The following is a 25,176-nucleotide window of genomic DNA, read 5'->3' as shown; positions in this document are numbered from 1 at the left end:
CAATGCAATCGGCTTTGAAGACGAGTTCGAGACCGGACCCCGCCGTAGACCGCGACTGGTGGCGGGGCGCGGTGATCTACCAGATCTATCCGCGCTCTTATCAGGACTCGAACGGCGACGGCATCGGCGACCTGCAAGGCATTGTCCGGCGGCTGCCCTACATCGCCTCGCTCGGCGTCGACGCCATCTGGATCTCGCCCTTCTTCAAATCGCCGATGAAGGATTTCGGCTACGACGTGTCGGACTATTGCGACGTCGATCCGATGTTCGGCACGCTGGCCGACTTCGACGCGCTGGTGGCGGAAGCCCATCGGCTGGGCCTCAAGGTGATGATCGACGAGGTGCTGTCGCACACCGCCGACATCCACCCCTGGTTCAAGGAAAGCCGCTCCAGCCGGACCAATCCGAAAGCCGACTGGTATGTGTGGGCGGACGCCAAGCCCGACGGCACGCCGCCCAACAATTGGCTGTCGATCTTCGGCGGCTCGGCCTGGCAATGGGATACAAGCCGCCAGCAATATTACATGCATAATTTCCTGGCCGAGCAGCCCGATCTCAACTTCCACAACGCCGAGGTTCAGGACGCGCTGCTCAACATCACCCGCTTCTGGCTGGAGCGCGGCGTCGACGGCTTTCGGCTCGACACCATCAATTTCTACTTCCACAGCCTGGGGCTGGAGGACAACCCGCCGCTGCCGCCGGAAGAGCGCAACGACCAGACGGCGCCGGCCGTGAACCCCTACAATTACCAGGACCATATCTACGACAAGAGCCGGCCGGAGAATCTCGGTTTCCTTGAGCGCTTCCGCGCGCTGCTCGACGAATATCCGGCGCAAGCCGCCGTCGGCGAGGTCGGCGATTCGCAGCGCGGGCTGGAAGTGGTGGCCGCCTACACCGCCGACGGCAAGCGCGTTCACATGTGCTATTCCTTCGACTTCCTGGCACCGGAAAAGATCAGCGCCGCCAAGGTGCGGGCGGTACTGGAGGCCTTCGGCCGGGTCGCCAGGGACGGCTGGTCCTGCTGGGCGTTCTCCAATCATGACGTGATGCGCGTGGCCTCGCGCTGGGCCGCCAACGAAGCGGACCCGAGCGCTTATCTCAAGGTGATCTCGGCGCTGTTGATGTCGCTGCGCGGCTCGGTCTGCATCTATCAGGGCGAAGAGCTCGGCCTCGGCGAGGCGGAACTCAAATTCGAGGACCTGCAAGACCCCTACGGCATCCGTTTCTGGCCGGAATTCAAGGGCCGCGACGGCTGCCGCACGCCGATGGTGTGGGATGCGGCGGCCAAGAATGGCGGCTTCTCGACCGCCAAGCCCTGGCTGCCGGTGCCCGGCAAGCATCTGGCGCAAGCCGTGAATGTGCAGCAGGGCGATCCGAGCTCGCTGCTCGAGCATTACCGGCGCTTCCTCGCCTTCCGGCGCCAGCATTCGGCGCTGGGCAAGGGCGAAATCGACTTTATCGAAAGCGATGGCGACACCGTCGCCTTCACGCGCCGCGAAGGCAACGAGCGCATCGCCTGCGTCTTCAACCTCGCCAGCAAGCCGGCCGAAGTCGATCTCGGCAAGGGCTCGCTGCAGCCCTTGCCGGGACATGGCTTTTCGGGACAAGGTGGCACCGGGCCCATCCGCCTTGGCGGCTATGGCGCTTGGTTCGGGCGGATCGACTGAGTTGAGAACAGACAATCACTGGGAGAGGAAACCATGGCCGATGTCACGCTGAACCAGGTGAAGAAATCATACGGCAACCTCAACATTCTCCACGGCATCGACCTCGACATCAAATCGGGCGAGTTCATCGTGTTCGTCGGGCCGTCGGGCTGCGGCAAGTCGACCTTGCTGAGGTCGATCGCCGGTCTCGAGGAAATCACCTCCGGCGTGCTCCAGATCGACGGCGAAGTTGTGAACGACGTGCCGCCTTCGAAGCGGGGCATCGCCATGGTGTTCCAGTCCTATGCGCTCTATCCGCATATGACCGTTTACGACAACATGGCCTTCTCGATGAAGATCGGTAAGGAAAGCAAGGCCGAGATCGACAAGCGCGTGCGCCAGGCGGCCGAGATCCTGCAGCTCACCAAGTATCTCGACCGCCTGCCCAAGGCGATGTCGGGCGGCCAGCGCCAGCGCGTCGCCATCGGCCGTGCCATTGTGCGCAATCCGAAGGTGTTCCTGTTCGACGAGCCGCTGTCGAATCTCGATGCGGCACTGCGCGTCGCCACCCGCATCGAGATCGCCAAGCTGAAAGAATCGATGCCGAACACGACGATGATCTACGTCACGCACGACCAGGTCGAGGCGATGACGCTGGCGGACCGCATCGTGGTGCTGAAGGAAGGCGTCGTCGAGCAGGTCGGCACGCCGATGGAGCTCTACAAGCGGCCGGGCAATCTCTTCGTCGCGCAGTTCATCGGATCGCCGGCCATGAACATATTGCCGGCGAAGATCGAGAAGGCCGGCAATCCGACCGTGGTCAGCCATGTCGGCGACCGCAAGGCGACGGTGCCGATCACAACGCCCGCTTCGGCGAACGGCGCGGCGGTGAGCTTCGGCGTGCGGCCCGAGGATCTCGCGATCGCGACCGGGACGGATTACCTGTTCGAAGGCAAGGTCGATTATATCGAGCAGCTCGGCGAGGTTCAACTCGTCTATGTCGACATCGGCCGCGCCGATCTGCCGCTGGTGGCCAAACTGCCGGGAAATGTCGAGGTCAAGCGCGGCGAGACGCTGCGGCTCAATGCCGGCGCCGGGGATCTGCACATCTTCGACGCGGAGGGGCATTCCTTCACGCTGCATCGCGACGAGGCGAAGGCGGCCTGACGCTCGGTGCTGCCGTTTCGGCCATGAGGCACGGGTCGGTCCGGATAAAGAAAGAGCGGCGAGGTTTGGCCTCGCCGCTCCTTTTTCGTCAACTGCTTGCGGCTGTTAGCGGCCGAACAGATTGCGGTCGCTGCCCTGCGGGGCCGACTTGTGCACGTCATTCGACGAGTTCAGCAGCTTATAGACCGGCGAGTCGGTGCCCACCGACGAAGTGCGGATCGTGTCGACGGCAGGGGCCTGCTGGCTGGCGCCAGCCGAGCCGTAATTGTCGCTGCCTGCGAAAGCTGCGCCGGAGAGGGCCAGAACGGCCGTTGCGGCAAGAACGATCTTCTTCATTTCAATACTCCTGAATTCTTAACCTGATGTCGTTTCCAAAACTGGGGTACACTTTTGGGCGACATGCCTTGGGACGCGGCGGGTGAACCCAGCGTCTGTCTCCTGTCAGCCATGGCCCCTCATGGATCATTGCTAGGTTCGGCAGTTTAGTTGTTGCCGAAGAGGTTGTGGTCCGCGCCCTGGGTGACGGGCTTCTGAGCGGCCGCTTCCGACCTGTGGGTCGAGGCCGTGCGAGAAGTGTCGACCGCGGCGGCCGGCTGATTGGCGGCGTTGGAACCGTAGTTGTCGCTACCAGCGAAGGCGCTGCCGGAAATGGCCAGAAGGGCGGCGGCAGTGAGAACAATCTTTTTCATTTTTGGTACTCCAGTATGTTTTTTCGTCCGTCTAGCGGCGTGTCTTGGGAGTGAAAATCGCGTCGTTCGGACAGCCCCGATGTGGGTGAGCCGGCTGCCGGATTCCAATCACGAAGTTGTTTCGGCTGGCCCATGAATCCCCATCTTGAAATTGTACCAATCGCCCGCCGCGATCGGTTTTTACACTGTTGAATCAGCTGGTTATCGCATTTATCCATTTGGCTCACCAAGTGTATACGCGCGCCGATGTTCACCCCGCCTGCACGCACCGTCAACAGAAACGAACTGTTCGGTTCGATTTTAGAATCTCCTAATAGTCACTTTCCGATACCGCTTAACCATTTTGGACCTACCGGCTTGATTCGGGAGCGTTGCCGCCCACGGGTCAAAGGCGTCGGCAACTCTGGGCGCAGCCTCGTCTGAGCGTCCTTCTCTCCGATCTGGAAGGATCGCGCCGGCCGGGCGCCGAGCCTGCTCGCGCGTCAGCGTCAGCACCAGATCGAAGCCGTCGAGACGATCGTCGTCGCGGAAGTCGACCTCGTTTGCGGGCAACCGAAATCTTGTCGGCGGAGCCTGCCGAAGAGGCCGGCAGGCTCCTTGGAAGTTTTCTCAGCCGGCGGCGAAAGGCACGGCGACGAATATCTGCGCGTCGCCGCGATCGACCAGCAGCAGCACCGACTTCCTGCCGGACTTGCCGGCCTCGGCGATCGCCTGGTTCGCTTGCCTTGCGTTTTTCACCGGCGTGCGGTCGACGGCGACGATGACATCGCCGGGTTCAATGCCGGCCGCGGAGGCCGCCTTGTCCGGGTTGACGCGCTCGACCACGGCGCCGCGCTGGTTGTCGGCCAGGTTGAGCTGCTCCCGGATGTCCGGCGTGAGGTCCGTAAGGCCAAGGCCGAGCGAGGGCACGCGCAGGCCCTGTTCGGCAGATGGCTTGCCGCCTTCGTCATTCGAGGCAGTCTTCTGGTCTTCGGCATTGCGGCCGACATCGGCCGAGATCTGCATCGCCTTGCCGTTGCGCCAGACACTCAGCGTTTCCTTGCTGCCGGGGGAGACGTCGGCGACGGCGCGCGACAGATCCTTGGGATCCTTGATCTCCTGGCCGGCGAAGCCGGTGATGACGTCGCCGGTCTCGATGCCGGCCTTGGCCGCCGGCGAACCGTCGGTGACCGCCGCGACCAGCGCGCCGCCCGGATGGTCGAGGCCGATGGCGCTGGCGACGTCCTGCGTGACCGGCTGGATCTGCACGCCAAGATAGCCGTATTCGATGTCACCGCCCTTCATAAGCTTGTCGACCACTTTTTGTGCCTGGTCCGAAGGAATGGCGAAGCCGACGCCGACGCTGCCGCCATTGGGCGAATAGATCGCCGTGTTGATGCCGACCACATTGCCCTTCACGTCGACAAGCGGGCCGCCGGAATTGCCGTGGTTGATCGGCGCGTCGATCTGGATGAAATCGTCGAACGGCCCGCTGTGCAGGTCGCGGCCGCGCGCCGAGACGATGCCGGCGGTGACCGTGGTGCCGATGCCGAACGGATTGCCGATCGCCAGCACCTGGTCGCCGGTCATCAGCTTGTCGGAATCGCCCCATTTGACGGTCGGCAGCGGCTTGCTCGCCTTGACCTTGAGCACCGCCAGATCGTTCTTTGCGTCGTGGCCGACGAGCTTGGCGGGAAGCTCGGTGCCGTCGTCGAGCGTCACCTTGATCGAGGTCGCGCCGTCGATGACATGGTTGTTGGTGACGATGGTGCCATCGGACCCGACGATGAAGCCGGAGCCCAAAGCCTCCTGCCGCGGCGCCTGCTGCGGCGGCGTCTTGGGCATCGGGATGCCCTGGTCGCCGAAGAACTGCTGGAAATACTGGTCGAAGGGCGAATTGCCGTCGAAAGGCGAGCCGTCATCCGTCGCGCCGGGCTGGGCTTTCATCACGGTCATCACGGTCACGACTGCCGGCTTGGTGGTGGCGACAACCGGCGCGAACGAGCCGTTCGGGGCGGTAATGCCGGCGACCGGCGTCTGTGTCGTCGCGACCACGTTGCTCAGGCCGGCATTGCCGGGATTTTGCGCAAAGGAAACAACGACGGGGGAGATGATCAGCGCAGCGCCCAGCAGGGCCGCGACGCGATGTCTGCGAAGAATGCTAAATGGTGACATGGTCGTTTCTGTCCGGGCGAGAGTTGATCCGGCGCCGCGGACGGCTCTCTCCAAGGACGCGCCCGTCGGCGTGTCGACGGCCGGGATTGCCCGTCTCGCCATGCATGGCAGCCGGCCGGATCGACAGCCACGCATTTAGGGCGTGGAATGGTCCGAATTAGGGTTTTGGCGCGACCTTACAAAGATTTAATTCAGACAGCGCTCACGAAGCGCTCTCGGCGGCGTAGGTAGGAAGACGCGATCTCTCCCATCCTCGCGCGGCCGAAACTCGGGCCATGGCCGCCATGGCCGATACGTATCGGCAGTTCGAGCAGCCGCTGCATGGTGCGGCAATAGGCGGCGCGGTCCGAATCCGGCAGGTCGTCGATCAGCATGCCGTCATAGATGGCGTCGCCGGCGAAGAACAGGCCGTCGGCCTCATTGAACAGCGCGATCGAATCCGGCGAATGTCCGGGCAGATGCAGCACGCGGAATTTCCGGTCGCCGAGGTCGACGATGTCGCCCTCGTCGAGCATTCGCGTCAACGGTGCGGAAGGGATGCGATAGTCAGCCGCCTTCCAGCCGGGCGCCGGCAATTTGGATACCGCATCGTCGAGATTGTGGAACATGTTGGCGTAGGTGACGGCATCATCCATGCCATCGAACTCCCCCGCGCTGACCTTCGGCCCCATCCTGAGCGGGAATTCGTGCAGCGAGCCGACATGGTCGAGATGGATGTGGGTGGCGACGACGATCAGCGGCTTGCCGGCCGGGGTGTCGATCTCGGGCGCCAGCGGGCAGATGCCCATGCCGGTGTCGACCAGCAGGTCGGCGTCCCGGCCCTTGAAATGCCAAATATTGGCGCGCACGAAATCGTGCACGAATGGCTCGGTCAGCATCGTCGTTCTGGCATCGACAACGGATTTGCCGAACCAGTCGCCCACCACAAGGTCGCCCATCAGACGAACGGCTTTCCGACCTTGTATTTTTCCGGCACCAGCCGTTTCAGATAGGCCATGCCGGCCTCGGACAACTGGTTGACGTCCGGCTTCATGAAATTGTCCGGCATGTGGCGGGTCTTGCCGGCCACCGCCTCGAGCGGCACCTTCTTCAGCACGGTCTTGGTGCCGTCATATTGCAGCGCCACCGAGCCGCCACCCTCCTCGGCAACGGCGACCGCGAACGCGCCGGCTTCGAAGGCTTCCTTGGCGTCCACGGGGCTGATCGCCCCGACATAGCCGCGCGGCATATAGCCCAGGGCATCGACGCGCGCCCGCTTGCCCGGCAGGCCTTCCGCCAAAGCGCGTTCGAGCGCCGCCGGCAGATCGCTGCCCGACAATTTGACGTTGCCGTGCTGGTCGCGCTCGAGCTTTTCCGGCGGCACCAGGCTCTCGACCAACGCCTTGCCGTCGGCGGTGCTGACGCCTTCCGAGACGGCGACGATGCAGCGCTTGTGGCGGTCGAGCGTCTTGCGGACATCATCGATGAAACGCTCGGCGGAGAAGGCGCGCTCCGGTACATAGACCAGATGCGGACCGCTATCCGGATCAAGCTGCCAGGCGGCGGCCGCGGCAGTCAGGAAGCCGGCGTGCCGGCCCATGACGATGCCGACATAAATGCCGGGCAACGCGCGGAAATCCAAATCGACCGACAGGAAAGCGCCGGCGACGAATTCGGCCGCCGAGATGAAGCCCGGCGTATGGTCGTTCTCCTCGAGATCGTTGTCGATGGTTTTCGGCGCATGCACGAAGGCCATTGCGCCGCCGGCGGCGTCGGTCAGGATCTGCTGGGTGCCCGAAGTGTCGTTGCCGCCGATATAGATGAAGGCATCGGCGCCGGCCTTCTTGAGGCCGTTGAGGATGACCTCGCAATACGCCGCGTCTGGCTTGTCGCGGGTCGAGCCAAGGGCGGCGCTCGGGGTGCCGGCGATCAGCCGCAGCCGATCTTCGGGGATGGCTGAGAGGTCGACATAGTTGCCGTCGCGGATGCCGCGCACGCCATGGATCGAGCCGAGCACCTTGGCGCCGGGATGCCGCTTGCGGATCTCCAGCGTGGCGCCGACGACCGTCTGATTGATGACGGCGGTCGGGCCGCCGCCCTGCGCGATGACAAAGGTTCCGGCCATGATCGTTCTCTCCCGAGGCGAAGCTTTTCAGAGCACCTTCGCCTGTCTTGCGGCATCACGCAACGGGAGAAAGGAGGCGCATGATCCCGAAAAAATAGCGACCGTGCTGACCGCCGAAAAAATCAGACGACGACGACTGGGTTCTTCTTCGATACCCTGTTGTAGAGGTCGATGATGTCTTGGTTGATCAGCCGCACGCAGCCCGACGACATCGCTTGGCCGATGGTCCACCATTCGGGCGAGCCGTGGATGCGGTAACCGGTGTCCTTGCCGTTCTGGTAGATGTAAAGCGCGCGGGCGCCCAGCGGATTGGTCAGGCCGCCGGGCTGGCCGCCCTGCCATTTCACCAGTTCCGGCTTGCGCTTGACCATCTCCGGCGGCGGCGTCCAGACCGGCCATTCCTTGCCGTACTGGATGTTGGCGCGGCCCGACCAGCGGAAGCCGTCCTTACCGATGCCGACGCCGTAGCGGATGGCGTCGCCGCCGGGCTGGACGAGATAAAGCATGCGCTCCTGCAAAAGCACGACGATGGTGCCGGGCGCTTCGCCGGTCTTGTCGACGACGATCTGGCGACGGAACTCTGGCTTGACCTTCTGGTAGGGCACCGCCGGGACCTGGAAGCCGTTGTCGGTCAAGGCAGCATACATCACGTCGGGACCGGTGATGTTCTTGTCGACGCTGATCGCCGGTCGGATCGGCACCGATCCGGTGGTGGTGTCGTCGATCTGCAATTGCGGCAGGTCGAGCGTGTCGGTGGTGCTGCAGCCGGCCATGCCGAGCAGCGCCATGGCGCCCATGCCTGAAAGCATGGCGCGGCGGGAAAGCGGAACTTCGGTTTCGACGGTTTCGCCGCTCGAAGGCGGCGTCAGACTTTGCGGCAATTCGCGCATACACCAAACCCTACGCTGTCGGCGGGAAGCACGGTCCGGCCGAATGGCTGCAATTTTCGTCAGTCATGGTTGAAAAAGGGTGAAAGAACTTTGCCCGCACTTAACCCTGACAGGGCGTTATCCGGGCCAGGCGACAGGGCAGGCCGGCGCCGAAGATTTTCTCCAACGCCTCTTTACAATCTCGCATACCCCAGGATTTATCCTGTTCTTTGCGCTCAAGGAGTAGGGAAAATGTCCTTCGAAAACTGGGCTGCCTTTGCCGCTGCCTCCGCCATCCTCCTCGTCATCCCGGGCCCGACGATCCTCTTGGTCGTCTCCTATGCGCTCGGCCAGGGCTGGCGTACGGCGCTGCCGATGGCAGTCGGCGTCGCGCTCGGCGATTTCACCGCCATGACGCTTTCGATGCTCGGCATCGGCGCGTTGCTTGCGGCTTCGGCCACTGTGTTCACCGTGCTCAAGGTGATCGGCGCCGGCTACCTCATCTATCTCGGCATAAAACTGTTCCGCGCCGGCGGCGCGCTGAAGGCCGAACCGCGCACCGACGCCCTGTCGGCGGCAAGGATGATGGCGCATGCCTGGCTGGTCACGGCGCTCAACCCGAAGAGCATCACGTTCTTCGTCGCCTTCCTGCCGCAGTTTCTCGACCGGCATGCCGATTTCTGGACGCAGATGCTGATCTTCGAAGCGACCTTCCTGGCGCTCGCATTCAGCAATGCCTTCGGCTATGCGCTGATTGCTTCGCGAGCGCGCGCCATCGTGCGCAACCCAAGGGCGATCCGTATCTTCAACCGCACCGGCGGGACATTGCTTGTCGGCGCCGGCATCGCCACGGTGGCGATGCGTTCGGGGAATTGAGGAGAAGTCCGGTTCGACACAGTCGAAGCCCTCGCCGGTTGGCGGTCCGACGGTCGATGTTCTAGGATTGCATCGGTCCGACCGGACGAATAGGCATCAAAGGACGCGGCTATGGCGCTGAAGGACGCATTCGGCCTGACGCACTCGGGCGCGACCGAAGCCGGGCTTTCGTCCTACGCCAGAGCCGTCCGTGAGCTGCAGTGCTTCATCGGCGACCCGGTCGGCTCCATCGATAGCGCGATCGCCGATGAGCCCAGCTTCGTGATGGCGCATGTGTTCAAGGGTTATCTGTTCGGCCTCGCCACCGAGCGGGAGGCGATGGCGATTGCGCAAACCTGCCATGCGGCGGCGCTGCCGCTCGCCGGCACCGCGCGCGAGCGCGCGCATGTCGCGGCGCTCGGCCATCTTGCCAGCGGCCGCTGGCATGACGCCGCCCGCATCCTCGAGGACGTCGCCATCGACAACCCGCTCGATGCGGTGGCGCTGCAGGTTGGCCACCAGATCGACTTCTTCATCGGCAATGCGCGCATGCTGCGCGACCGCATCGGTCGGGCGTTGCCGGCTTGGGAGAAGGACATGCCGGGCTACCATGCCGTTCTCGGCATGCAGGCTTTCGGGCTGGAGGAAATGGGCGACTATGCGCGCGCCGAAGCCTTCGGCCGGCAGGCCATCGAGATCGAGCCGCGCGACGGCTGGGCGCAGCACGCGGTCGCGCATGTCATGGAAATGCAAAGCCGGCAAAGGGAGGGCATCGCCTGGATGCGCGCCAATCCGGAGGCGTGGACGAAGGACAGCTTCCTCAAGATCCATAATTGGTGGCATCTGGCGCTGTTCCACTACGATCTCGGCGAGACAAACGAGGTGCTCCAGCTCTATGACGGGCCGATCTACGGCGACCGCTCGACGCTGGCGCTCAACATGGTCGACGCCTCGGCGATCCTGTGGCGACTTTATCTCCACGGCGTCGATGTCGGCGACCGCTGGGCGGCGCTTGCGGCGAACTGGGCGCCAAAGGCGGCCGCCGGCAATTACGCCTTCAACGATGCGCATGCGATGATGGCCTTTGTCGGCGCCGGGCTGCACGCGCCGGCCCAGACCCTGCTCGAAGCGCAGCGCGAAGCAATGCGCGGCGATGACGATAACGCCGCATTCACGCGCGACGTCGGCCACCCTCTAACCTTGGCGATCAAAGCATTCGGCGAGGGCAACTACGGAGAAGTGGTGCGCCTGATCCGGCCAATCCGCTGGATCGCGCACCGCTTCGGTGGCAGCCATGCACAACGCGACGTGATCGACCTGATGCTGATCGAGGCGGCGCTGCGTGCCGGTGACAGCGCGCTGGCGCGGGCGCTGACCGCCGAGCGTCAGCTGGCGCGGCCGGACAGCCCGCTGTCGGCGCTGTTCTCGCGCCGCGCGGCCGATTTGTCAGAGAATTGACCGGAGGCGGATCTTGGCTTAAGAACTGGCCAAGCCAGATTTTTTCGAGACCCGAAAAAATTAATGGCATCGGGAGGAAATCATGTATCTCGGCCTCGACCTGGGCACCTCGGGCGTCAAGGCGCTCCTGATCGATGATCGCCAGACGGTCGTCGGGTCCGGCCACGGCTCGCTGGACGTCTCGCGGCCGCATGCCGGCTGGTCCGAACAGAATCCGGCGCACTGGATCGAAGCCTGCCAGACAGCGATTGCCGAGCTCAAGACTTCCCATCCCAAGGAGCTTGCAGCGGTCAAGGGTATCGGCCTCTCCGGCCAGATGCATGGCGCGACCCTGCTCGACGCCTCGGACAAGGTGCTGCGTCCCTGCATCCTTTGGAACGACACCCGCAGCCATGTCGAGGCAGCGGCGCTCGACGCCGACCCGCGTTTCCGCAAGCTCACCGGCAACATCGTCTTCCCGGGCTTCACGGCGCCGAAGCTGGTGTGGGTGAAGGACAACGAGCCCAGTGTTTTTGCCGCTGTCGCCAAGGTGCTCCTGCCCAAGGACTATCTGCGGCTCTGGCTGACCGGCGAGCATATTTCGGAGATGTCGGATTCGGCGGGCACATCCTGGCTCGACGTCGGCAAGCGGCAGTGGTCCTCCGAACTGCTCGCCGCGACAACGCTCGACGAGAAGCATATGCCGTCGCTGGTCGAAGGCACGGCGAAGGCCGGCGGCTTGCGCGGCGAGCTTGCCTCGAAATGGGGTATTGCTTCAGGCATTCCGGTCGCCGGCGGCGCCGGCGACAATGCGGCCTCGGCCTGCGGCATGGGCACCGTGGGCGCCGGCCACGCCTTCGTGTCGCTCGGCACGTCGGGGGTGCTGTTTGCCGCCAACGCCTCCTATCTGCCCAATCCGGAAAGCGCGGTGCACACCTTCTGCCACGCGCTGCCCAACACCTGGCACCAGATGGGGGTCATCCTGTCGGCCACCGATTCGCTCAACTGGCTGTCGAAGATCACCGGCAAAGGCGCCGGCGACCTGACCGGCGAGCTCGGCGACAAGCTCAAGGCGCCGACAGGCATCGCTTTCCTGCCTTATCTCTCCGGCGAGCGCACGCCGCATAATGATGCGGCCATTCGTGGTTCCTTCACCGGCCTCGCGCATCAATCGAGCCGCGCCGTGCTGACCCAGGCCGTGCTCGAAGGCGTGGCGTTTGCCTTCCGCGACAGCCTCGAGGCGCTGGAAACGGCGGGCACGACCCTGACCAGGGTGACGGCGATCGGCGGCGGCTCTCGCTCGCGCTACTGGCTGAAGGCGATCGCCACCGCGTTGCAGCTGCCGGTCGACATCCCGGCCGACGGCGATTTCGGCGCCGCCTTCGGCGCGGCGCGTCTCGGGCTGATCGCCGCGACCGGCGCCGATCCGCTTGCCGTTTGCACCGCGCCGGCGACCGATGCGACGATCGAACCGGATGCCGGGCTTGGTGGGGCGTATGCAGATGCTTATCAACGCTATCGTGCGCTCTATCCGGCGATCAGGAGCGCAACCGCGCGAGCGGGCGCGAGCTAGTCGCATGAGTTGGCGCGAGGCACCCCCCTCTGCCCTGCCGGGCATCTCCCCCTCAAGGGGGGAGATCAGCAGCTTCGGCGCCGCTGCGCTTCTTTCAATGCTGGCGACTGGCGAAGGTCCGCATGACAGTCAATCTCCCTCCTTGCGGGGGAGATGGCCGGCAGGCCACAGGAGGGTGCCTCGCGCCTCCCTTACCCGGTTAGCCTCGCTGCGCCGGCACCTTGTCGAGGAAGCCGGTGACGCTCTTCAGGCGGCCGTTCTCGACGACGCAAATATCGGTGCCTTCGATGACGGATTCTGCGCCTTCGGGGCCCAGATTCCACGAAAAGCGGATGCGGTCGGCAAAACCGTCCGGCTCACCCTTCAGGGAGAAGCGGAAGCCGGCGAATTGCTGCTGCACGCCGTCGATCAGCGCGGCGAGGCCGTCGTGGCCGTCGCCTTGCATGATCGGGTCGCGATAGCTGACGTCGCTGGTGAAGACGGCCTCGAGCAGGGCCTTGCGGCGCGCCGCATCGCTCTCGTTCCAGGCGGTGATGTAGTTGCGGGCGATTGTGTTGAGGTCGGTCATGGTCTTCATCCTTCATTGGATCGTTTCGACATGACCCTTTTGGACCCACGGAAGCGCCAAACCAATTACGCCTGAGGTAATCGGCGAAAGCAGTTGGAGAGGAAGGAAACCATGAGCAGCGGATTTTTCGGCAATATCAAGACCATCAAGTATGAAGGGCCGGATTCGACCAATCCACTGGCCTACCGATATTACAACCCGGACGAAGTGGTGGGTGGCAAGCGGCTGGAGGACCATCTGCGCTTCGCCGTCGCCTATTGGCATTCCTTCGCCTGGCAGGGCGGCGACCCGTTCGGCGGCCAAACCTTCGACCGCCCCTGGTTCGCCAGGCCCGGGGGCATCGACACGATGGAACTGGCGAAACTGAAGGCCGACGTCGCCTTCGAGCTGTTCTCGCTGCTCGGCGTCCCCTATTTCTGCTTCCACGACGCCGACGTTCGCCCGGAAGGCAAGGATTTCTCCGAAAGCGCGGCGCGCCTCGACGAGATCGCCGATTATTTTTCGGCCAAGATGAACCAGACCGGCGTCAAGCTGCTCTGGGGCACGGCGAATCTTTTCTCGCATCGGCGCTTCATGGCGGGCGCCGCCACCAATCCCGATCCGGACGTGTTCGCCTATGCGGCGGCGACGGTGAAGAAATGCATCGACGTGACCAAGAAGCTGAAGGGCGAGAACTATGTGCTGTGGGGCGGGCGCGAAGGCTATGAGACGCTGCTCAACACCGACCTCGCGCGAGAGCAAGAGCAGGCCGGCCGCTTCCTCAACCTCGTCGTGGATTACAAATACAAAATAGGTTTCGAGGGCACGATCCTGATCGAGCCGAAACCGCAGGAGCCGACCAAGCACCAATACGACTACGATGTCGCCACCGTCTACGGCTTCCTGAAGCGGTTCGGGCTGGAGAAGGAGGTGAAGGTCAACATCGAGCAGGGCCATGCGATCCTTGCCGGCCACTCCTTCGAGCATGAGCTGGCCTTGGCCAACGCGCTCGGCATCTTCGGTTCGATCGACATGAACCGCAACGACTATCAGTCCGGCTGGGACACCGACCAGTTCCCCAACAATGTGCCGGAGATGGCTTTGGCCTATTACCAGATCCTGCAGGGCGGCGGCTTCAAGACCGGCGGCACCAATTTCGACGCCAAGCTGCGCCGCCAGTCGCTCGACCCGGAGGATCTGCTGATCGGCCATATCGGCGGCATGGACGCCTGCGCGCGCGGGCTCAAGGCGGCGGCCAGGATGATCGAAGACAAGGCGCTGTCGGGTCCGCTTAACGAACGCTATGCCGGCTGGAACACGGCCGAAGGCAAGGCGATGCTTTCCGGCAAGCGTACGCTGGAGGAGATCGCCGAACGCGTGGTGACGGAGAACATCGAGCCGCAGCCGCGCTCCGGCCGGCAGGAGCTCCTTGAAAACATCGTCAACCGCTACGTCTGAGGCTTTCCTGCGGCGCCCGAATCGAGCGCCGCAGAGCTGAAATTGCATTCCATGCGGGGTGAACCTACACGACAAGGTTTTGCCCCGCGCTGCCTCTCAATCGCCGCGCTCTTGCCTTCAAACAGCCGTCACGAATCGCGTATATTGTCGACATCCGGCGGGAAGGAAAGAAGGAGGCGAAACGTATGCAGCACGAACGCGAAATCGACGCCCTGCTCTCTTCCGGCGAGGCTGGTTCGATCATCGATCGGCTGATGGCGCTGCCGCATCCGAAGGATGGCGCCGGCGAAGCAAATGAATGGGATCGCGCGGTCGCCGCGCGGTTGGAAACGGCGCTGGCCAAGAGCATGCGCTCGCGCATTGTGCGCGAAGGCCGCGACGCCGCCTGATTCTTCGGCCCCTGTGTCCGAGGGCGTATTTTCGGCAGTTTGACGAACGGAGACTGTTTCTCCATCCTGCACCGATGATACGCGCGGTGCTGCTCGATCTCGCGGGTGTCGTCTATGATGGCGACACCTCGATCGCAGGCGCTGTGGCTGCGGTCGAGCGTTTGCGCAAGGCCGGACTGCCGCTCCGCTTCGTCAGCAACACGACACGTTCGCCGCGCCATAAAATCATCGCGCAGCTCGCCGCGCTGGGCGTCGAAGTCAGGGATGAAGAATTGCTGACGCCGGCGCGCGCCGCAGTCGAATGGCTGCGAAGGCATGGCCGCCAACCTCACCTGCTCGTCCATCCCAACCTCGAACCCGAGTTTACCGGTTCGGAGGGCGGCAAGAGCCGCGCTGTCGTCGTCGGCGACGCCGGCGAGGCCTTCGACTATGCCGGCCTAAACCGAGCGTTCCGCGAACTGGTTGCCGGCGCCGATTTTCTCGCTTTGGCCACCAACCGCACCTTCAAGGACGCAGACGGCCAGCTCAGCCTCGACGCCGGCGCCTTCGTGGCAGCGCTCGAATTCGCCTGCGGGCGAAGCCCTGTCGTGCTCGGCAAGCCGTCGCCCGATTTCTTCCTCTCGGCGCTTGCCGGCTTGAATTGCCCGCAGACCGACGCGATGATGGTCGGCGACGACGCGGAAAGCGATGTCGCCGGCGCGCTCAGCGCCGGGCTCGGCGCGGCGCTGCTCGTACGCACCGGCAAGTATCGCCCCGGTGACGAGACACGCTTCGACCCGGCGCCCACGGCGCTGGTCGACGACCTCAGCGCGGCGGTGGACTGGATCCTCAGCCGCGCCGCAGCCTGACCGGCGCTTCGCCGAACGCGCGGGAAAACGCCCTGGAAAACGCCGCGGCTGATGAAAAACCCGTACGCCCGGCAATGTCGGCCATGGCGATGCGCGTGTCGACCACCAGACGTCGGGCGGCGGCGAGCCGCAGCCGCAGATAGTAGGCGCCCGGCGTCTCGCCGATGGACTTGCGGAAGATGCTCTCGAGTGTGCGCGCCGTGACGCCGGCGCGCTTGGCCACGGCATCGATGGTCAGCGGCTCATCGACATGCGCTTCCATCAGTCGGATCGCCTGCGCCAGGCGCGGATCGTAGCCGTCGAGCCGGCCGAGCGAGACCAGCGGCTGGGCGTCGGTCGCCGCGCGCGTCTGATCGTAGATGAAGACGCTCGCCACATCGAGCGCGGCCGCCATGCCGAGCCGGGTGCGGACCAGATGCAGCATCAGGTCGAAGGTGGGCGAGGCACCGCCCGAGGTGAAGACCGGCCCGTCGATGACATAGCGGTCGGGGCGCACATCGACGCCCGGAAAGGCGGCGGAGAAATCCTCCATGTCTTCCCAATGCGTGGTGGCGCTGCGGCCTTCGAGCAGGCCGGCGCGCGCCACCAGCCAGGTGCCGGCCTCGACGCCGCCGCAGGCGCGGGCCGCACGCGCCGCGCGGCGCAACCCGGCAAGCAACGCCGACGTCGCATAGTTCTGCGTGCCGAAGCCGGCGACGACGACCAGCATGTCGGTCGCTTCGGCGGCATCGAAGCAGCCGCCGACGGCGACCGGCAAGCCGCAGGTCGTCACCGGCGCCTCTCCGGTGAGCGAGACCAGCTTGAAGTCGAACAAAGTCTCGCCGGAAATGCGGTTGGCGGCGCGCAGCGGGTCGACCGCCGAGGCCACGCACATGATCGACGAGCCCGAGAACACCAGAAACGTCACCTTGAGGGTTTCCCGCTCGGCGCGAAAGATCGTCGGCTTTTCGCTTTTAGTCATGGCGCCTTCGTAAAACGCAAAACAGTTTCCGGCAAGTCGGTCATGCTTGGCCAGCTTCGGCGCAGGTCGTCATAGCAAAGCCGGTTTCCGGCTTCATCAATGGCTGATCGAATTTGGGAGGAAAGACGATGCCGCTCGCGATGAACCGTGAGGTTTTCATTACCTGTGCCGTGACCGGTTCCGGCGGGACGCAGGACCGCAGCCCGAACGTGCCGCGCTCGCCCAAGCAGATCGCCGATTCGGCGATCGAGGCCGCCAAGGCGGGTGCTGCGATCGTCCATTGCCATGTGCGCGACCCCGAGACCGGCAAGCCGAGGCGCGACGTCCATCTCTACCGCGAGGTCACCGAGCGCATCCGCGAGGCGAACGTGGATGTGGTGCTGAACCTCACCGCCGGCATGGGCGGCGACATGGTGTTCGGCTCGCCGGAAGCGCCGCTGCCGCTCAACGAGAAGGGCACCGACATGGGCGGCGCCACCAACCGCATGGAGCATGTGCGCCAGTGCCTGCCGGAGATCTGCACGCTTGATTGCGGCACGATGAACTTCGCCGAAGCCGACTATGTGATGACCAACACGCCCGGCATGCTGCGCGCCATGGGCGGCATGATGACGGCGCTCGGCGTGAAGCCCGAGATCGAGGCTTTCGATACCGGGCATCTGTGGTTCGCCAAGCAGCTGGTCGAGGAACAGGTGCTGAAGCCGGATGCGCTGGTGCAGCTGTGCATGGGTGTGCCTTGGGGCGCGCCGGACGACCTCAACACCTTCATGGCGATGGTCAACAACGTGCCGTCGACCTGGAACTGGTCGGCCTTCTCGATCGGCCGCAACCAAATGGCCTATGTCGCGGCGGCGGTGCTGGCCGGCGGCAATGTCCGTGTCGGGCTGGAAGACAATCTGTGGCTGGACAAGGGCGTGCTGGCGACCAATGCGCAGCTCGTCGAGCGCGCGGTGAGCATCGTCTCCAATCTCGGTGCGCGCGTGCTCGGACCGGAGGAAGTGCGCAAGAAGCTTAACCTCACCAAGCGGGCTCCGATCGCGGCATGAGCATGACCCCGAAAAGTGGGAACCGGTTTTTGCTTCGCTGACCTGCGGTTCGGAAAAGATCATGCTCAAACAACATTGAAAAGCGGGAGGTCGAGATGGCTACCGTCAAATTCACCGCGATGAAGGACGGCGACAAGGAAGACTATGAATTCCTGACCGCCCACGAGATCGACTATGCCGCCAGGACGGGGGATCGGCTGCTTTCCGCGCTGGTGCAGCTGGACGAAGGTTTGTCCGGCTATAAGATCACCCGGCTCGGCCATTCGCTGCAGGCGGCGACGCGCGCCTGGCGCGACGGCGCCGACACTGACTGGATCGTCTCCGCGCTGCTGCACGACATCGGCGACATATACGCGCCCTACAATCATGACGAATATGCCGCCACCATCCTGAAGCCGTTCGTGCGCGAGCAATGCACCTGGGTTGTCGAAAAGCACGGCGACTTCCAGCGCCTCTATTACGCGCATCATTTGGGCGGCAACCAGCATGCCCACGATCGCTTCGCCGGCCATCTCTATTTCGACGATTGCGACCGGTTCTGCGAGCGCTGGGACCAGTCGAGCTTCGATCCCGACTACGAGACGCTGCCGATCGAGTTCTTCCGGCCCCTCGTGCTCGAAGTCTTCGCGCGCAAAGCTTACGACCCGGCCGTGATCCGCGCCGGCGAGCGCGTGCCGCTTTCCGATCCCGAAACAGCCAAGACCAGAACCGGAGCCTGACCATGAGCATCATCAACAAGGCGGCCGCCATCGGCGGCGGCGTCATCGGCGCCGGCTGGGTGGCGCGCCTGCTCTTGAACGGCATCGATGTCTCGATCTTCGATCCCGATCCCGAGGCGTCGCGCAAAGTCGGCGAGGTGATGAAGGGCGCACGCCGCGCTTACAAGCAGATGCTGCCCGGCGGCCTGCCCAAGGAAGGCAAGCTCACCTTCGCCAAGACGATCGGCGAGGCGGTAGCGGATGCCGACTTCATCCAGGAGAGCGTGCCGGAGCGGCTCGACCTCAAGCACAAAGTGCTGGCCGAGATCGACGCCCATGCGCCGGCCAACTCCATAATCGGCTCCTCGACCTCTGGCATCAAGCCGACTGACATGCAGGTGGCGATGAAGAAGCACCCGGAGCGGCTGGTCGTCGGGCACCCGTTCAACCCGGTCTATCTTCTGCCGCTGGTCGAGATCGTCGGCGGCCACCAGACTTTTCCCGAGGCGATCGAGGTCGCCAAGGAGATCTACGCCTCGATCGGCATGAAGCCGGTGGTGGTGCGCAAGGAAATCGAGGCCTTCGTCGGCGATCGCCTCCTGGAGGCCGCGTGGCGCGAGGCGCTGTGGCTGGTCAAGGACGGCATCTGCACCGTCGAGGAACTCGACGATATCATGCGCTATTCCTTCGGCCTGCGCTGGGCTCAAATGGGCATGTTCCAGGTCTACCGCGTCGCCGGCGGCGAAGCCGGCATGCGCCACTTCATGGCGCAGTTCGGACCTTGCCTGAAATGGCCGTGGACCAAGCTGATGGACGTGCCGGAGTTCAACGACGAGCTGGTCGACCTGATCGCCACGCAGTCGGACGAGCAGGCAAACGGCCTCTCGATCCGCGAGCTTGAAAAGATCCGCGACGACAATCTGGTCGCCATCATGGATGCGCTGTCGAAGCAGAACAAGGGCAAGGGCTGGGGCGCCGGCGCGCTTCACAAGGACTATACCAGGCAGTTGGCCAAGCTGGCGGCGAAGCCGGCCGCCAAGGCAGGCGACAAAGCAAAAGCCGCCAAGCCGGCGAAGAAGATGGCGAAGCCCGCAAAGGCCGAGAAGCCCACGAAGGCCGACAAGGCGAAAACAAGCAAGAAGAAGGGCTGAGGCGATGCATTTCGGTCTTTCGGAAGAACAAAAACTGATCGTCGAGACGACGCGTGCCTTTGTCGAGAACGAGCTTTACCCGCATGAGCGCGAGGTGGAACGCACCGGCGAACTGCGCCGCGAGCTGATCGACGAATTGAAGGCGAAGGCGATCGCGGCCGGGCTCTACGCCGCCAACATGCCGGCCGATGTCGGCGGCGCCGGCCTCGATACGGTGAGCTGGCTGCTCTACGAGAAGGAGCTTGGCCGCGCCAATTACGCGCTGCACTGGACCTGCGTGGCGCGCCCGTCCAACATCCTGCTCGCCGGCACGCCGGAGCAGCGTGAAAAATATCTCTTCCCCTGCATCCGCGGCGAAAAGTGGGACTGCCTGGCGATGACCGAGCCCGGCGCCGGCTCCGACCTGCGCGGCATGAAGGCGACCGCGGTCCAGCACGGCTCGGACTGGGTGCTCAACGGCACCAAGCACTTCATCAGCCACGCCGACATCGCCGACTTTGCCATCGTATTCATGGCTTCGGGCGAAGAGGATTCGCCGCGCGGCAAGCGCAAGAAGATCACCGCCTTCTTCGTCGACAAGGGCACCAAGGGTTTCACGGTGCGCGACGGCTACCGCAACGTCTCGCATCGCGGCTACACCAACTCGATCCTCGAATTCGACGACTGCCGGCTGCCGGCTTCCCAGGTGCTCGGCGAAGTGCACAAGGGCTTCGAGGTGGCGAATTCATGGCTCGGCGCCACGCGCCTGCAGGTCGGCGCCACCTGCCTCGGCCGCGCAGAGCGCGCGCTTTCGCATGCCATCGAATATGCCGCGCAGCGCCAGCAGTTCGGCCAGCAGATCGGCAAGTTCCAGGGTGTGTCGTTCAAGCTCGCCGATATGGCGACGGAGTTGAAGGCCGCTGACCTGATGGTGTTCGAAGCCGGCTGGAAGTACGATCAGGGCACCGTCACCGATCAGGACATGGCGATGGCCAAGCTGAAGGCTACCGAGATGCTGGCTTTCGTCGCCGACGAGGCGATCCAGATCCATGGCGGCATGGGGCTGATGGACGATCTGCCGCTGGAGCGCATCTGGCGCGACGCGCGCGTCGAGCGCATCTGGGAAGGCACTTCGGAGATTCAGCGACATATTATTTCGCGGGCGTTGCTGCGCCCGTTCGGGGCTTAGAGCATGATCCGCCAAAACCGGGATCCGGTTTTGGCAACGATCGTGCTCAAATGAAAAGATGACCATGCATAAACTCGAACGTCTCCTGCGCCCGAAATCGATCGCCGTGTTCGGCGGGGCGCAGGCCGCCGCCGTCGTCGCGCAATCAATCAAGATGGGCTTTGCCGGCGAAATCTGGCCGGTGCACCCGACTAAAGACGAGGTCGCAGGCCGCAAGGCCTACCGTTCCGTCGCCGACTTGCCCGGCGCGCCGGACGCCGCCTTTGTTGGGGTCAACCGGCATCTCACCATCGAAGTGGTCAAGGCATTGGCCGAGCGCGGCGCCGGCGGCGCCGTCTGCTTTGCCGCCGGCTTCCTCGAGACCGAGGCCTATGACGAGGACGGCGAGCGGCTGCAGGCCGAGCTGGTCGCCGCCGCGGGTGAGATGCCGATCATCGGCCCGAACTGCTATGGCCTGATCAACTATGCCGACGGCGCGCTTTTGTGGCCCGATCAGCATGGCGGGATCAGACTGGCCGAGGGCGGCAAGGGCGTCGCCATCATCACTCAATCGTCCAACATCGCCATCAACATGACGATGCAGAAGCGCGGTCTGCCGATCGCGTTCCTGATGACGGCCGGCAACCAGGCGCAGACCGGCCTTTCCGAAATGGCGCTCGGTCTGATCGAGGACGAGCGCGTCACGTCGCTTGGCCTGCATATCGAGGCCTTCGATTCCGTGGCCGGCTTCGAGCGATTGGCGGCGAGAGCCCGCGAGCTGAAGAAGCCGATCATCGCCATGAAGGTCGGCCGCTCGGAACAGGCGCGGCAGGCGACGGTTTCCCATACCGCGTCGCTTGCCGGTTCGGATGCCGCCTCGGGCGCGTTCCTGAAGCGGCTGGGCATCGCGCGCGTCGATTCCATACCGGCCTTCATCGAGGCGTTGAAGCTCTTGCACATCACCGGGCCGCTGCCCGGCTACAGACTGTCGTCGATGAGCTGCTCGGGCGGCGAAGCCTCCGTGATGGCCGACAGCGCGGAAGGACGCTGGGTGCATTTCCCGACGCTAAGCGCCGAGCATCGCGCGCATGTCAAATCGACGCTCGGGCCGCTGGTCGCGGTCGCCAATCCGCTCGACTACCACACCTTCATCTGGAACAACGAGCCGGCGATGACGGCCACCTTCACTGCCATGGTGTCGGGCGGCTTCGACCTCAACATGCTGGTGCTCGACTTCCCGCGCCCCGACCGCTGCTCGGACACCGACTGGTGGGCGACGCTGCGTGCCTTCGAGGCGGCGCTGAAGACCAACAGGGCGCAGGGCGCGATCGTCTCCTCGCTGCCGGAAAACCTGCCGGAGGAATATACCGCCGGGCTGATGGCGCGCGGCATGGTGCCCTTGTTCGGCATTTCGGAAGCGATGGACGCCGCCCAGGCCGCCGCCTTCATCGGCTGGGCCTGGCGCGAGCCGCAGGCGCAGCCGGTCGACACCACGGCGGCGGGCGCTTCCGACGGCGACCACGTCACGCCGGACGAAGCCGAGGCCAAAGCGCGTCTGATCGAGGCCGGGCTGCCGGTGCCGAAGGGCGAGCGAGCCTCGAACGCGGTCGAGGCGGTGATTGCGTCCATGGCGCTTGGTTTCCCGGTGGCGCTGAAGACGCTCGGCGTGACGCACAAGTCGGAGGTCGGCGCCGTGCGGCTGAACCTCAAGGACGCCGAATCCGTCAGCAATGCCGCGCATGACCTGTTGCCGCTTGGCACCGGGCTCTATGCCGAGCGCATGGTGCGCGACGGCGTCGCCGAACTGATCGTCGGCTTCACCCGCGATCCGATGTTCGGCGCGGTGATGACGCTCGGCACCGGCGGCGTGTTGGTCGAGCTGCTGCGCGACAGCGTGACCCTGATGCTGCCAGCGACGCGCGACGACATCGAGGCGGCGCTGCGTGGCCTGAAGCTCTATCCGTTGCTGGAGGGCTATCGCGGCCGGCCCAAGGCCGACGTCCAGGCCGCCATCGACGCCATCGCCGGCATTGCCGACTTCGTGCAGAAGAATGAAGGCGAAATCGAAGAGCTCGACATCAACCCGCTGATCGTCTGCGCCGAAGGCAAGGGCGCCTGGATCGCCGACGCACTGCTGGTGCTTGGAGAAAAGAAGAATGGCTGACGTCATCACCACTCGCCGCGAAGGCACGATCCTGGAAGTCACGCTCGACCGGCCCAAGGCCAATGCCATCGACCTCAAGACCTCACGGCTGATGGGCGAGACTTTCAAGGCGTTCCGCGACGATCCCGGCTTGCGCGTCGCCATCGTCAAGACGGCCGGAGACAAGTTCTTCTGCGCCGGCTGGGACCTGAAGGCGGCTGCGGCCGGCGACGCGGTCGACGGCGACTACGGCGTCGGCGGCTTTGCCGGGCTGCAGGAACTGCGCGACTTGAACAAGCCGGTGATAGCTTGCGTCAACGGCATGGCGGTGGGCGGCGGCTTCGAGCTGGCGCTGTCCTGCGACCTGATCTACGCCTCTGACCATTCTTCCTTCGCGCTGCCCGAGATCCGCGCCGGCACGCTGGCCGACGCCGCGACGATCAAGCTGCCGAAACGCATTCCCTACCATATCGCCATGGACCTTCTACTCACCGGCCGTTGGATGGATGTGGCGGAAGCGCATCGCTGGGGCCTGGTCAACGAGGTGCTGCCCAAGGAGAAGCTGGAGGACCGCGTCTGGGAAATCGCGCGGCTTTTGGCCAGCGGCCCGCCGCTGGTCTTCGCCGCGATCAAGGAGACGGCGCGCGTGGCCGAGGCGCTGACCTTCCAGGAGGCCATGAACAAGGTGACGCGCAGGCAACTGCCGACGGTCGATATCCTCTACGGCTCGGAGGACAATATGGAAGGCTTCCGCGCCTTTGCGGAGAAGCGCGATCCGGTGTGGAAGGGTAGATAGGCCGCAGACGATGGCGTTCCGTCACACCCCCCTCTGCCCTGCCGGGCATCTCCCCCGCAAGGGGGGAGATCGGATGTCACGGTCGCTTTCGCCAATTGCCAGCGTCGCAGGTGGATCCCCGGCGCCCAAGCTGCCAATCTCTCCCCCTGCGGGGGAGATGTCCGGCAGGACAGAGGGGGGTGCTCAGGCTCGACCTTCGCGATCGGCCCAAGCGCTATGACCGACTACAAGACCCTCATCGACGCCGAGACCTGGGCTTTCATCGAGAAGACCAATTCCTATTACCCGCCCGACACGATCGACTACACGATCGCAGAGCAGCGGGCGATCTACGACCGGATGTGCCGCGAGTTCTTCGCCGGCTATCCGCAAGGCGTGACGGTCGAAACGACCGCCATCGCCACGCCGACCGCCAGCATCCCGATCCGCATCTATAGCAACGCGGAATCGAACAGCGCCGCAATGGTGCTCTATGTTCATGGCGGCGGATTCATCCTCGGCGGGCTGGACAGCCATGACGATGTCTGCGCCGAGCTATGCGCCCGCACCGGCTACGAGGTGGTTTCGGTCGATTACCGGCTGGCGCCGGAACATCTGCATCCGGCCGCCTTCGACGACGTGCTAAGCGCCTTTGAATGGGCCGCCAAGACCTATGATTGCCCTGTCCTGCTTTGCGGCGACAGCGCCGGCGGAAACCTCTGCGCGGCCGTTGCCCACGCAACGCGCGGTCACGTCAAGAAGCCGGCCGGCCAGGTGCTGATCTATCCCAGCCTCGGGGGCGACCGCTCGCGCGGCTCCTATGTGGCGCATGCTGACGCGCCGATGCTGACCCTGCGCGATATCGAATTCTACCTGAACATTCGCACCGGCGGCGTGGACCGGACCGGCGACATCACGCTGTCGCCGCTCGCCGACGCCGATTTCGCCTATCTCCCGGCGACGGTGCTGATCACTGCCCAATGCGACCCGCTGTCCTCAGACGGCGAGGCCTATCGCGACCGCGTCGTCGCGGCCGGCGGGTATGCCTACTGGTTCGAAGAACAGGGGCTGGTGCACAGCTATTTGAGAGCCCGGCATACGGTCGGTCGTGCTCGCGCGAGCTTCACCCGCATCGTCGAGGCGGTCTCCGTGCTCGGCAGAGGCGAGTGGATCTGGTGATTTTGCCAAAGCGCGTCGCGTCGAGAATTCAAGCGCCGCGCTTCGGGGCTGATGCCAAAATCGCTGCTCTCTTTCGGCGACTTGCATGAGACGGGCAAAGACAGCTCTACCAGCCGGACGCCTAGAGCATTTCACCGTTTCACGGAAACGACGAAATGCTCGGGCTTGTTTGTTCTGACGCAATTCCGGACGGAAAACCGCTCACACTTTTTCTCGAATTGCTCTAGACCGCATTGAACCTTTCCGCATCAGCCTGCGACTGACGGCCAGGCGCCGCATGGCGCGGGCCGGAAAGGGAGCCCGTATGATCAGAAATCCAGAGCCGCGGTGGTCCGAGGAA

23 protein-coding genes are annotated in these 25,176 nt (G+C 64.4%); 15 read left to right on the top strand and 8 right to left on the bottom strand.

Features of this window, described 5'->3' with window-relative positions; all coding sequences use genetic code 11:
- Positions 1-2: 2 nt before the first annotated feature.
- Together A9K66_RS13065 and ugpC are read left to right on the top strand one after the other, a co-directional pair.
- Positions 3-1,667 carry an alpha-glucosidase family protein gene (locus tag A9K66_RS13065; protein WP_067324091.1) on the top strand — a complete coding sequence of 555 codons (1,665 nt, stop codon included), beginning with the start codon at positions 3-5 and terminating at the stop codon, positions 1,665-1,667.
- A 33-nt stretch (positions 1,668-1,700) separates the two neighbouring features.
- Positions 1,701-2,813 carry a sn-glycerol-3-phosphate ABC transporter ATP-binding protein UgpC gene (gene ugpC, locus A9K66_RS13060; RefSeq protein ID WP_066996021.1) on the top strand — a complete coding sequence of 371 codons (1,113 nt, stop codon included), beginning with the start codon at positions 1,701-1,703 and terminating at the stop codon, positions 2,811-2,813.
- A 105-nt stretch (positions 2,814-2,918) separates the two neighbouring features.
- Here the strand turns inward: ugpC and A9K66_RS13055 are convergent, their stop codons facing one another.
- The 6 genes from A9K66_RS13055 to A9K66_RS13025 form a co-directional block, all read right to left on the bottom strand.
- Entirely contained in the window at positions 2,919-3,149 is a 231-nt protein-coding gene (locus A9K66_RS13055; RefSeq protein WP_067324089.1) for a DUF680 domain-containing protein, read from the bottom strand.
- A 146-nt stretch (positions 3,150-3,295) separates the two neighbouring features.
- Complete coding sequence (locus A9K66_RS13050; protein WP_066996029.1) at positions 3,296-3,502, bottom strand: DUF680 domain-containing protein; 207 nt, start codon at positions 3,500-3,502, stop codon at positions 3,296-3,298.
- A gap of 609 nt (positions 3,503-4,111) precedes the next feature.
- Positions 4,112-5,656: a DegQ family serine endoprotease gene (locus A9K66_RS13040; RefSeq protein ID WP_067324085.1), complete on the bottom strand. Its 1,545-nt coding sequence runs from the start codon at positions 5,654-5,656 to the stop codon at positions 4,112-4,114.
- A 191-nt stretch (positions 5,657-5,847) separates the two neighbouring features.
- On the bottom strand, positions 5,848-6,594 hold the full coding sequence (locus tag A9K66_RS13035) for an MBL fold metallo-hydrolase (RefSeq protein ID WP_067324083.1): 747 nt from the start codon (positions 6,592-6,594) through the stop codon (positions 5,848-5,850).
- Complete coding sequence (locus A9K66_RS13030; protein ID WP_067324081.1) at positions 6,594-7,760, bottom strand: diphosphate--fructose-6-phosphate 1-phosphotransferase; 1,167 nt, start codon at positions 7,758-7,760, stop codon at positions 6,594-6,596. The genes A9K66_RS13035 and A9K66_RS13030 overlap by 1 nt, the downstream gene beginning before the upstream one ends.
- Before the next feature lie 122 nt (positions 7,761-7,882).
- Positions 7,883-8,650 carry a L,D-transpeptidase gene (locus tag A9K66_RS13025; RefSeq protein WP_067324079.1) on the bottom strand — a complete coding sequence of 256 codons (768 nt, stop codon included), beginning with the start codon at positions 8,648-8,650 and terminating at the stop codon, positions 7,883-7,885.
- A 231-nt stretch (positions 8,651-8,881) separates the two neighbouring features.
- On the opposite strand from A9K66_RS13025, the gene A9K66_RS13020 reads away from it, so the two are divergent.
- The 3 genes from A9K66_RS13020 (at position 8,882) to xylB (ending at position 12,494) form a co-directional block, all read left to right on the top strand.
- Positions 8,882-9,505, top strand: coding sequence for a LysE family translocator (locus A9K66_RS13020; RefSeq protein WP_067324077.1), 624 nt, complete (start codon positions 8,882-8,884; stop codon positions 9,503-9,505).
- A gap of 111 nt (positions 9,506-9,616) precedes the next feature.
- Complete coding sequence (locus A9K66_RS13015; RefSeq protein WP_067324075.1) at positions 9,617-10,942, top strand: tetratricopeptide repeat protein; 1,326 nt, start codon at positions 9,617-9,619, stop codon at positions 10,940-10,942.
- Positions 10,943-11,024: 82 nt separating this feature from the next.
- Positions 11,025-12,494, top strand: a complete 1,470-nt coding sequence (gene xylB, locus A9K66_RS13010; protein ID WP_067324073.1) for a xylulokinase — start codon at positions 11,025-11,027, stop codon at positions 12,492-12,494.
- Between the two features lie 199 nt (positions 12,495-12,693).
- Here xylB and A9K66_RS13005 read toward each other — a convergent pair whose 3' ends face one another.
- The gene (locus A9K66_RS13005) at positions 12,694-13,062 is read right to left on the bottom strand and encodes a nuclear transport factor 2 family protein (RefSeq protein ID WP_067324695.1); all 369 of its coding nucleotides are present in this window, start codon (positions 13,060-13,062) and stop codon (positions 12,694-12,696) included.
- 111 nt (positions 13,063-13,173) lie between these two features.
- Here A9K66_RS13005 and xylA point away from each other — a divergent pair, with 111 nt between their 5' ends.
- From xylA to A9K66_RS12990, 3 genes are all read left to right on the top strand, one after another.
- The gene (xylA, locus tag A9K66_RS13000; protein ID WP_067324071.1) at positions 13,174-14,499 is read left to right on the top strand and encodes a xylose isomerase; all 1,326 of its coding nucleotides are present in this window, start codon (positions 13,174-13,176) and stop codon (positions 14,497-14,499) included.
- Positions 14,500-14,684: 185 nt separating this feature from the next.
- On the top strand, positions 14,685-14,888 hold the full coding sequence (locus A9K66_RS12995; protein WP_066996194.1) for a hypothetical protein: 204 nt from the start codon (positions 14,685-14,687) through the stop codon (positions 14,886-14,888).
- Positions 14,889-14,962: 74 nt separating this feature from the next.
- Entirely contained in the window at positions 14,963-15,736 is a 774-nt protein-coding gene (locus A9K66_RS12990) for a TIGR01458 family HAD-type hydrolase (RefSeq protein WP_067324069.1), read from the top strand.
- Here the strand turns inward: A9K66_RS12990 and A9K66_RS12985 are convergent.
- On the bottom strand, positions 15,717-16,697 hold the full coding sequence (locus A9K66_RS12985; RefSeq protein ID WP_067324067.1) for a GlxA family transcriptional regulator: 981 nt from the start codon (positions 16,695-16,697) through the stop codon (positions 15,717-15,719). The genes A9K66_RS12990 and A9K66_RS12985 overlap by 20 nt on opposite strands.
- A 128-nt stretch (positions 16,698-16,825) precedes the next feature.
- On the opposite strand from A9K66_RS12985, the gene A9K66_RS12980 reads away from it, so the two are divergent.
- From A9K66_RS12980 to A9K66_RS12950, 7 genes are all read left to right on the top strand, one after another.
- On the top strand, positions 16,826-17,743 hold the full coding sequence (locus A9K66_RS12980) for a 3-keto-5-aminohexanoate cleavage protein (protein ID WP_066996067.1): 918 nt from the start codon (positions 16,826-16,828) through the stop codon (positions 17,741-17,743).
- Positions 17,744-17,838: 95 nt separating this feature from the next.
- On the top strand, positions 17,839-18,462 hold the full coding sequence (locus A9K66_RS12975; RefSeq protein WP_067324064.1) for an HD domain-containing protein: 624 nt from the start codon (positions 17,839-17,841) through the stop codon (positions 18,460-18,462).
- A 2-nt stretch (positions 18,463-18,464) separates the two neighbouring features.
- Positions 18,465-19,592, top strand: a complete 1,128-nt coding sequence (locus tag A9K66_RS12970) for a carnitine 3-dehydrogenase (protein ID WP_067324062.1) — start codon at positions 18,465-18,467, stop codon at positions 19,590-19,592.
- A 4-nt stretch (positions 19,593-19,596) separates the two neighbouring features.
- Positions 19,597-20,760 carry an acyl-CoA dehydrogenase gene (locus A9K66_RS12965; RefSeq protein WP_067324060.1) on the top strand — a complete coding sequence of 388 codons (1,164 nt, stop codon included), beginning with the start codon at positions 19,597-19,599 and terminating at the stop codon, positions 20,758-20,760.
- Positions 20,761-20,824: 64 nt separating this feature from the next.
- Entirely contained in the window at positions 20,825-22,903 is a 2,079-nt protein-coding gene (locus A9K66_RS12960; protein WP_066996197.1) for an acetate--CoA ligase family protein, read from the top strand.
- Entirely contained in the window at positions 22,896-23,678 is a 783-nt protein-coding gene (locus A9K66_RS12955) for a carnitinyl-CoA dehydratase (RefSeq protein WP_066996079.1), read from the top strand. Before A9K66_RS12960 ends, A9K66_RS12955 begins: the two co-directional genes overlap by 8 nt.
- 216 nt (positions 23,679-23,894) lie before the next feature.
- The gene (locus tag A9K66_RS12950) at positions 23,895-24,836 is read left to right on the top strand and encodes an alpha/beta hydrolase (protein ID WP_067324058.1); all 942 of its coding nucleotides are present in this window, start codon (positions 23,895-23,897) and stop codon (positions 24,834-24,836) included.
- Positions 24,837-25,176: the final 340 nt, after the last annotated feature.

Source organism: Mesorhizobium sp. AA23 (genome assembly GCF_001672435.1).
Lineage (GTDB): Bacteria > Pseudomonadota > Alphaproteobacteria > Rhizobiales > Rhizobiaceae > Mesorhizobium.
Note: the sequence above shows the minus strand (reverse complement) of the source record. Positions and strands in the feature narration are given on the sequence as shown.

Excerpts from the sequence above, each read along its gene's own strand:
- A9K66_RS13065 (WP_067324091.1), top strand. The coding sequence starts at position 3 with ATGCAATCGGCTTTGAAGACGAGTTCGAGACCGGACCCCGCCGTAGAC.
- ugpC (WP_066996021.1), top strand. The coding sequence starts at position 1,701 with ATGGCCGATGTCACGCTGAACCAGGTGAAGAAATCATACGGCAACCTC.
- A9K66_RS13055 (WP_067324089.1), bottom strand. The coding sequence starts at position 3,149 with ATGAAGAAGATCGTTCTTGCCGCAACGGCCGTTCTGGCCCTCTCCGGC.
- A9K66_RS13050 (WP_066996029.1), bottom strand. The coding sequence starts at position 3,502 with ATGAAAAAGATTGTTCTCACTGCCGCCGCCCTTCTGGCCATTTCCGGC.
- A9K66_RS13040 (WP_067324085.1), bottom strand. The coding sequence starts at position 5,656 with ATGTCACCATTTAGCATTCTTCGCAGACATCGCGTCGCGGCCCTGCTG.
- A9K66_RS13035 (WP_067324083.1), bottom strand. The coding sequence starts at position 6,594 with ATGGGCGACCTTGTGGTGGGCGACTGGTTCGGCAAATCCGTTGTCGAT.
- A9K66_RS13030 (WP_067324081.1), bottom strand. The coding sequence starts at position 7,760 with ATGGCCGGAACCTTTGTCATCGCGCAGGGCGGCGGCCCGACCGCCGTC.
- A9K66_RS13025 (WP_067324079.1), bottom strand. The coding sequence starts at position 8,650 with ATGCGCGAATTGCCGCAAAGTCTGACGCCGCCTTCGAGCGGCGAAACC.
- A9K66_RS13020 (WP_067324077.1), top strand. The coding sequence starts at position 8,882 with ATGTCCTTCGAAAACTGGGCTGCCTTTGCCGCTGCCTCCGCCATCCTC.
- A9K66_RS13015 (WP_067324075.1), top strand. The coding sequence starts at position 9,617 with ATGGCGCTGAAGGACGCATTCGGCCTGACGCACTCGGGCGCGACCGAA.
- xylB (WP_067324073.1), top strand. The coding sequence starts at position 11,025 with ATGTATCTCGGCCTCGACCTGGGCACCTCGGGCGTCAAGGCGCTCCTG.
- A9K66_RS13005 (WP_067324695.1), bottom strand. The coding sequence starts at position 13,062 with ATGACCGACCTCAACACAATCGCCCGCAACTACATCACCGCCTGGAAC.
- xylA (WP_067324071.1), top strand. The coding sequence starts at position 13,174 with ATGAGCAGCGGATTTTTCGGCAATATCAAGACCATCAAGTATGAAGGG.
- A9K66_RS12995 (WP_066996194.1), top strand. The coding sequence starts at position 14,685 with ATGCAGCACGAACGCGAAATCGACGCCCTGCTCTCTTCCGGCGAGGCT.
- A9K66_RS12990 (WP_067324069.1), top strand. The coding sequence starts at position 14,963 with ATGATACGCGCGGTGCTGCTCGATCTCGCGGGTGTCGTCTATGATGGC.
- A9K66_RS12985 (WP_067324067.1), bottom strand. The coding sequence starts at position 16,697 with ATGACTAAAAGCGAAAAGCCGACGATCTTTCGCGCCGAGCGGGAAACC.
- A9K66_RS12980 (WP_066996067.1), top strand. The coding sequence starts at position 16,826 with ATGCCGCTCGCGATGAACCGTGAGGTTTTCATTACCTGTGCCGTGACC.
- A9K66_RS12975 (WP_067324064.1), top strand. The coding sequence starts at position 17,839 with ATGGCTACCGTCAAATTCACCGCGATGAAGGACGGCGACAAGGAAGAC.
- A9K66_RS12970 (WP_067324062.1), top strand. The coding sequence starts at position 18,465 with ATGAGCATCATCAACAAGGCGGCCGCCATCGGCGGCGGCGTCATCGGC.
- A9K66_RS12965 (WP_067324060.1), top strand. The coding sequence starts at position 19,597 with ATGCATTTCGGTCTTTCGGAAGAACAAAAACTGATCGTCGAGACGACG.
- A9K66_RS12960 (WP_066996197.1), top strand. The coding sequence starts at position 20,825 with ATGCATAAACTCGAACGTCTCCTGCGCCCGAAATCGATCGCCGTGTTC.
- A9K66_RS12955 (WP_066996079.1), top strand. The coding sequence starts at position 22,896 with ATGGCTGACGTCATCACCACTCGCCGCGAAGGCACGATCCTGGAAGTC.
- A9K66_RS12950 (WP_067324058.1), top strand. The coding sequence starts at position 23,895 with ATGACCGACTACAAGACCCTCATCGACGCCGAGACCTGGGCTTTCATC.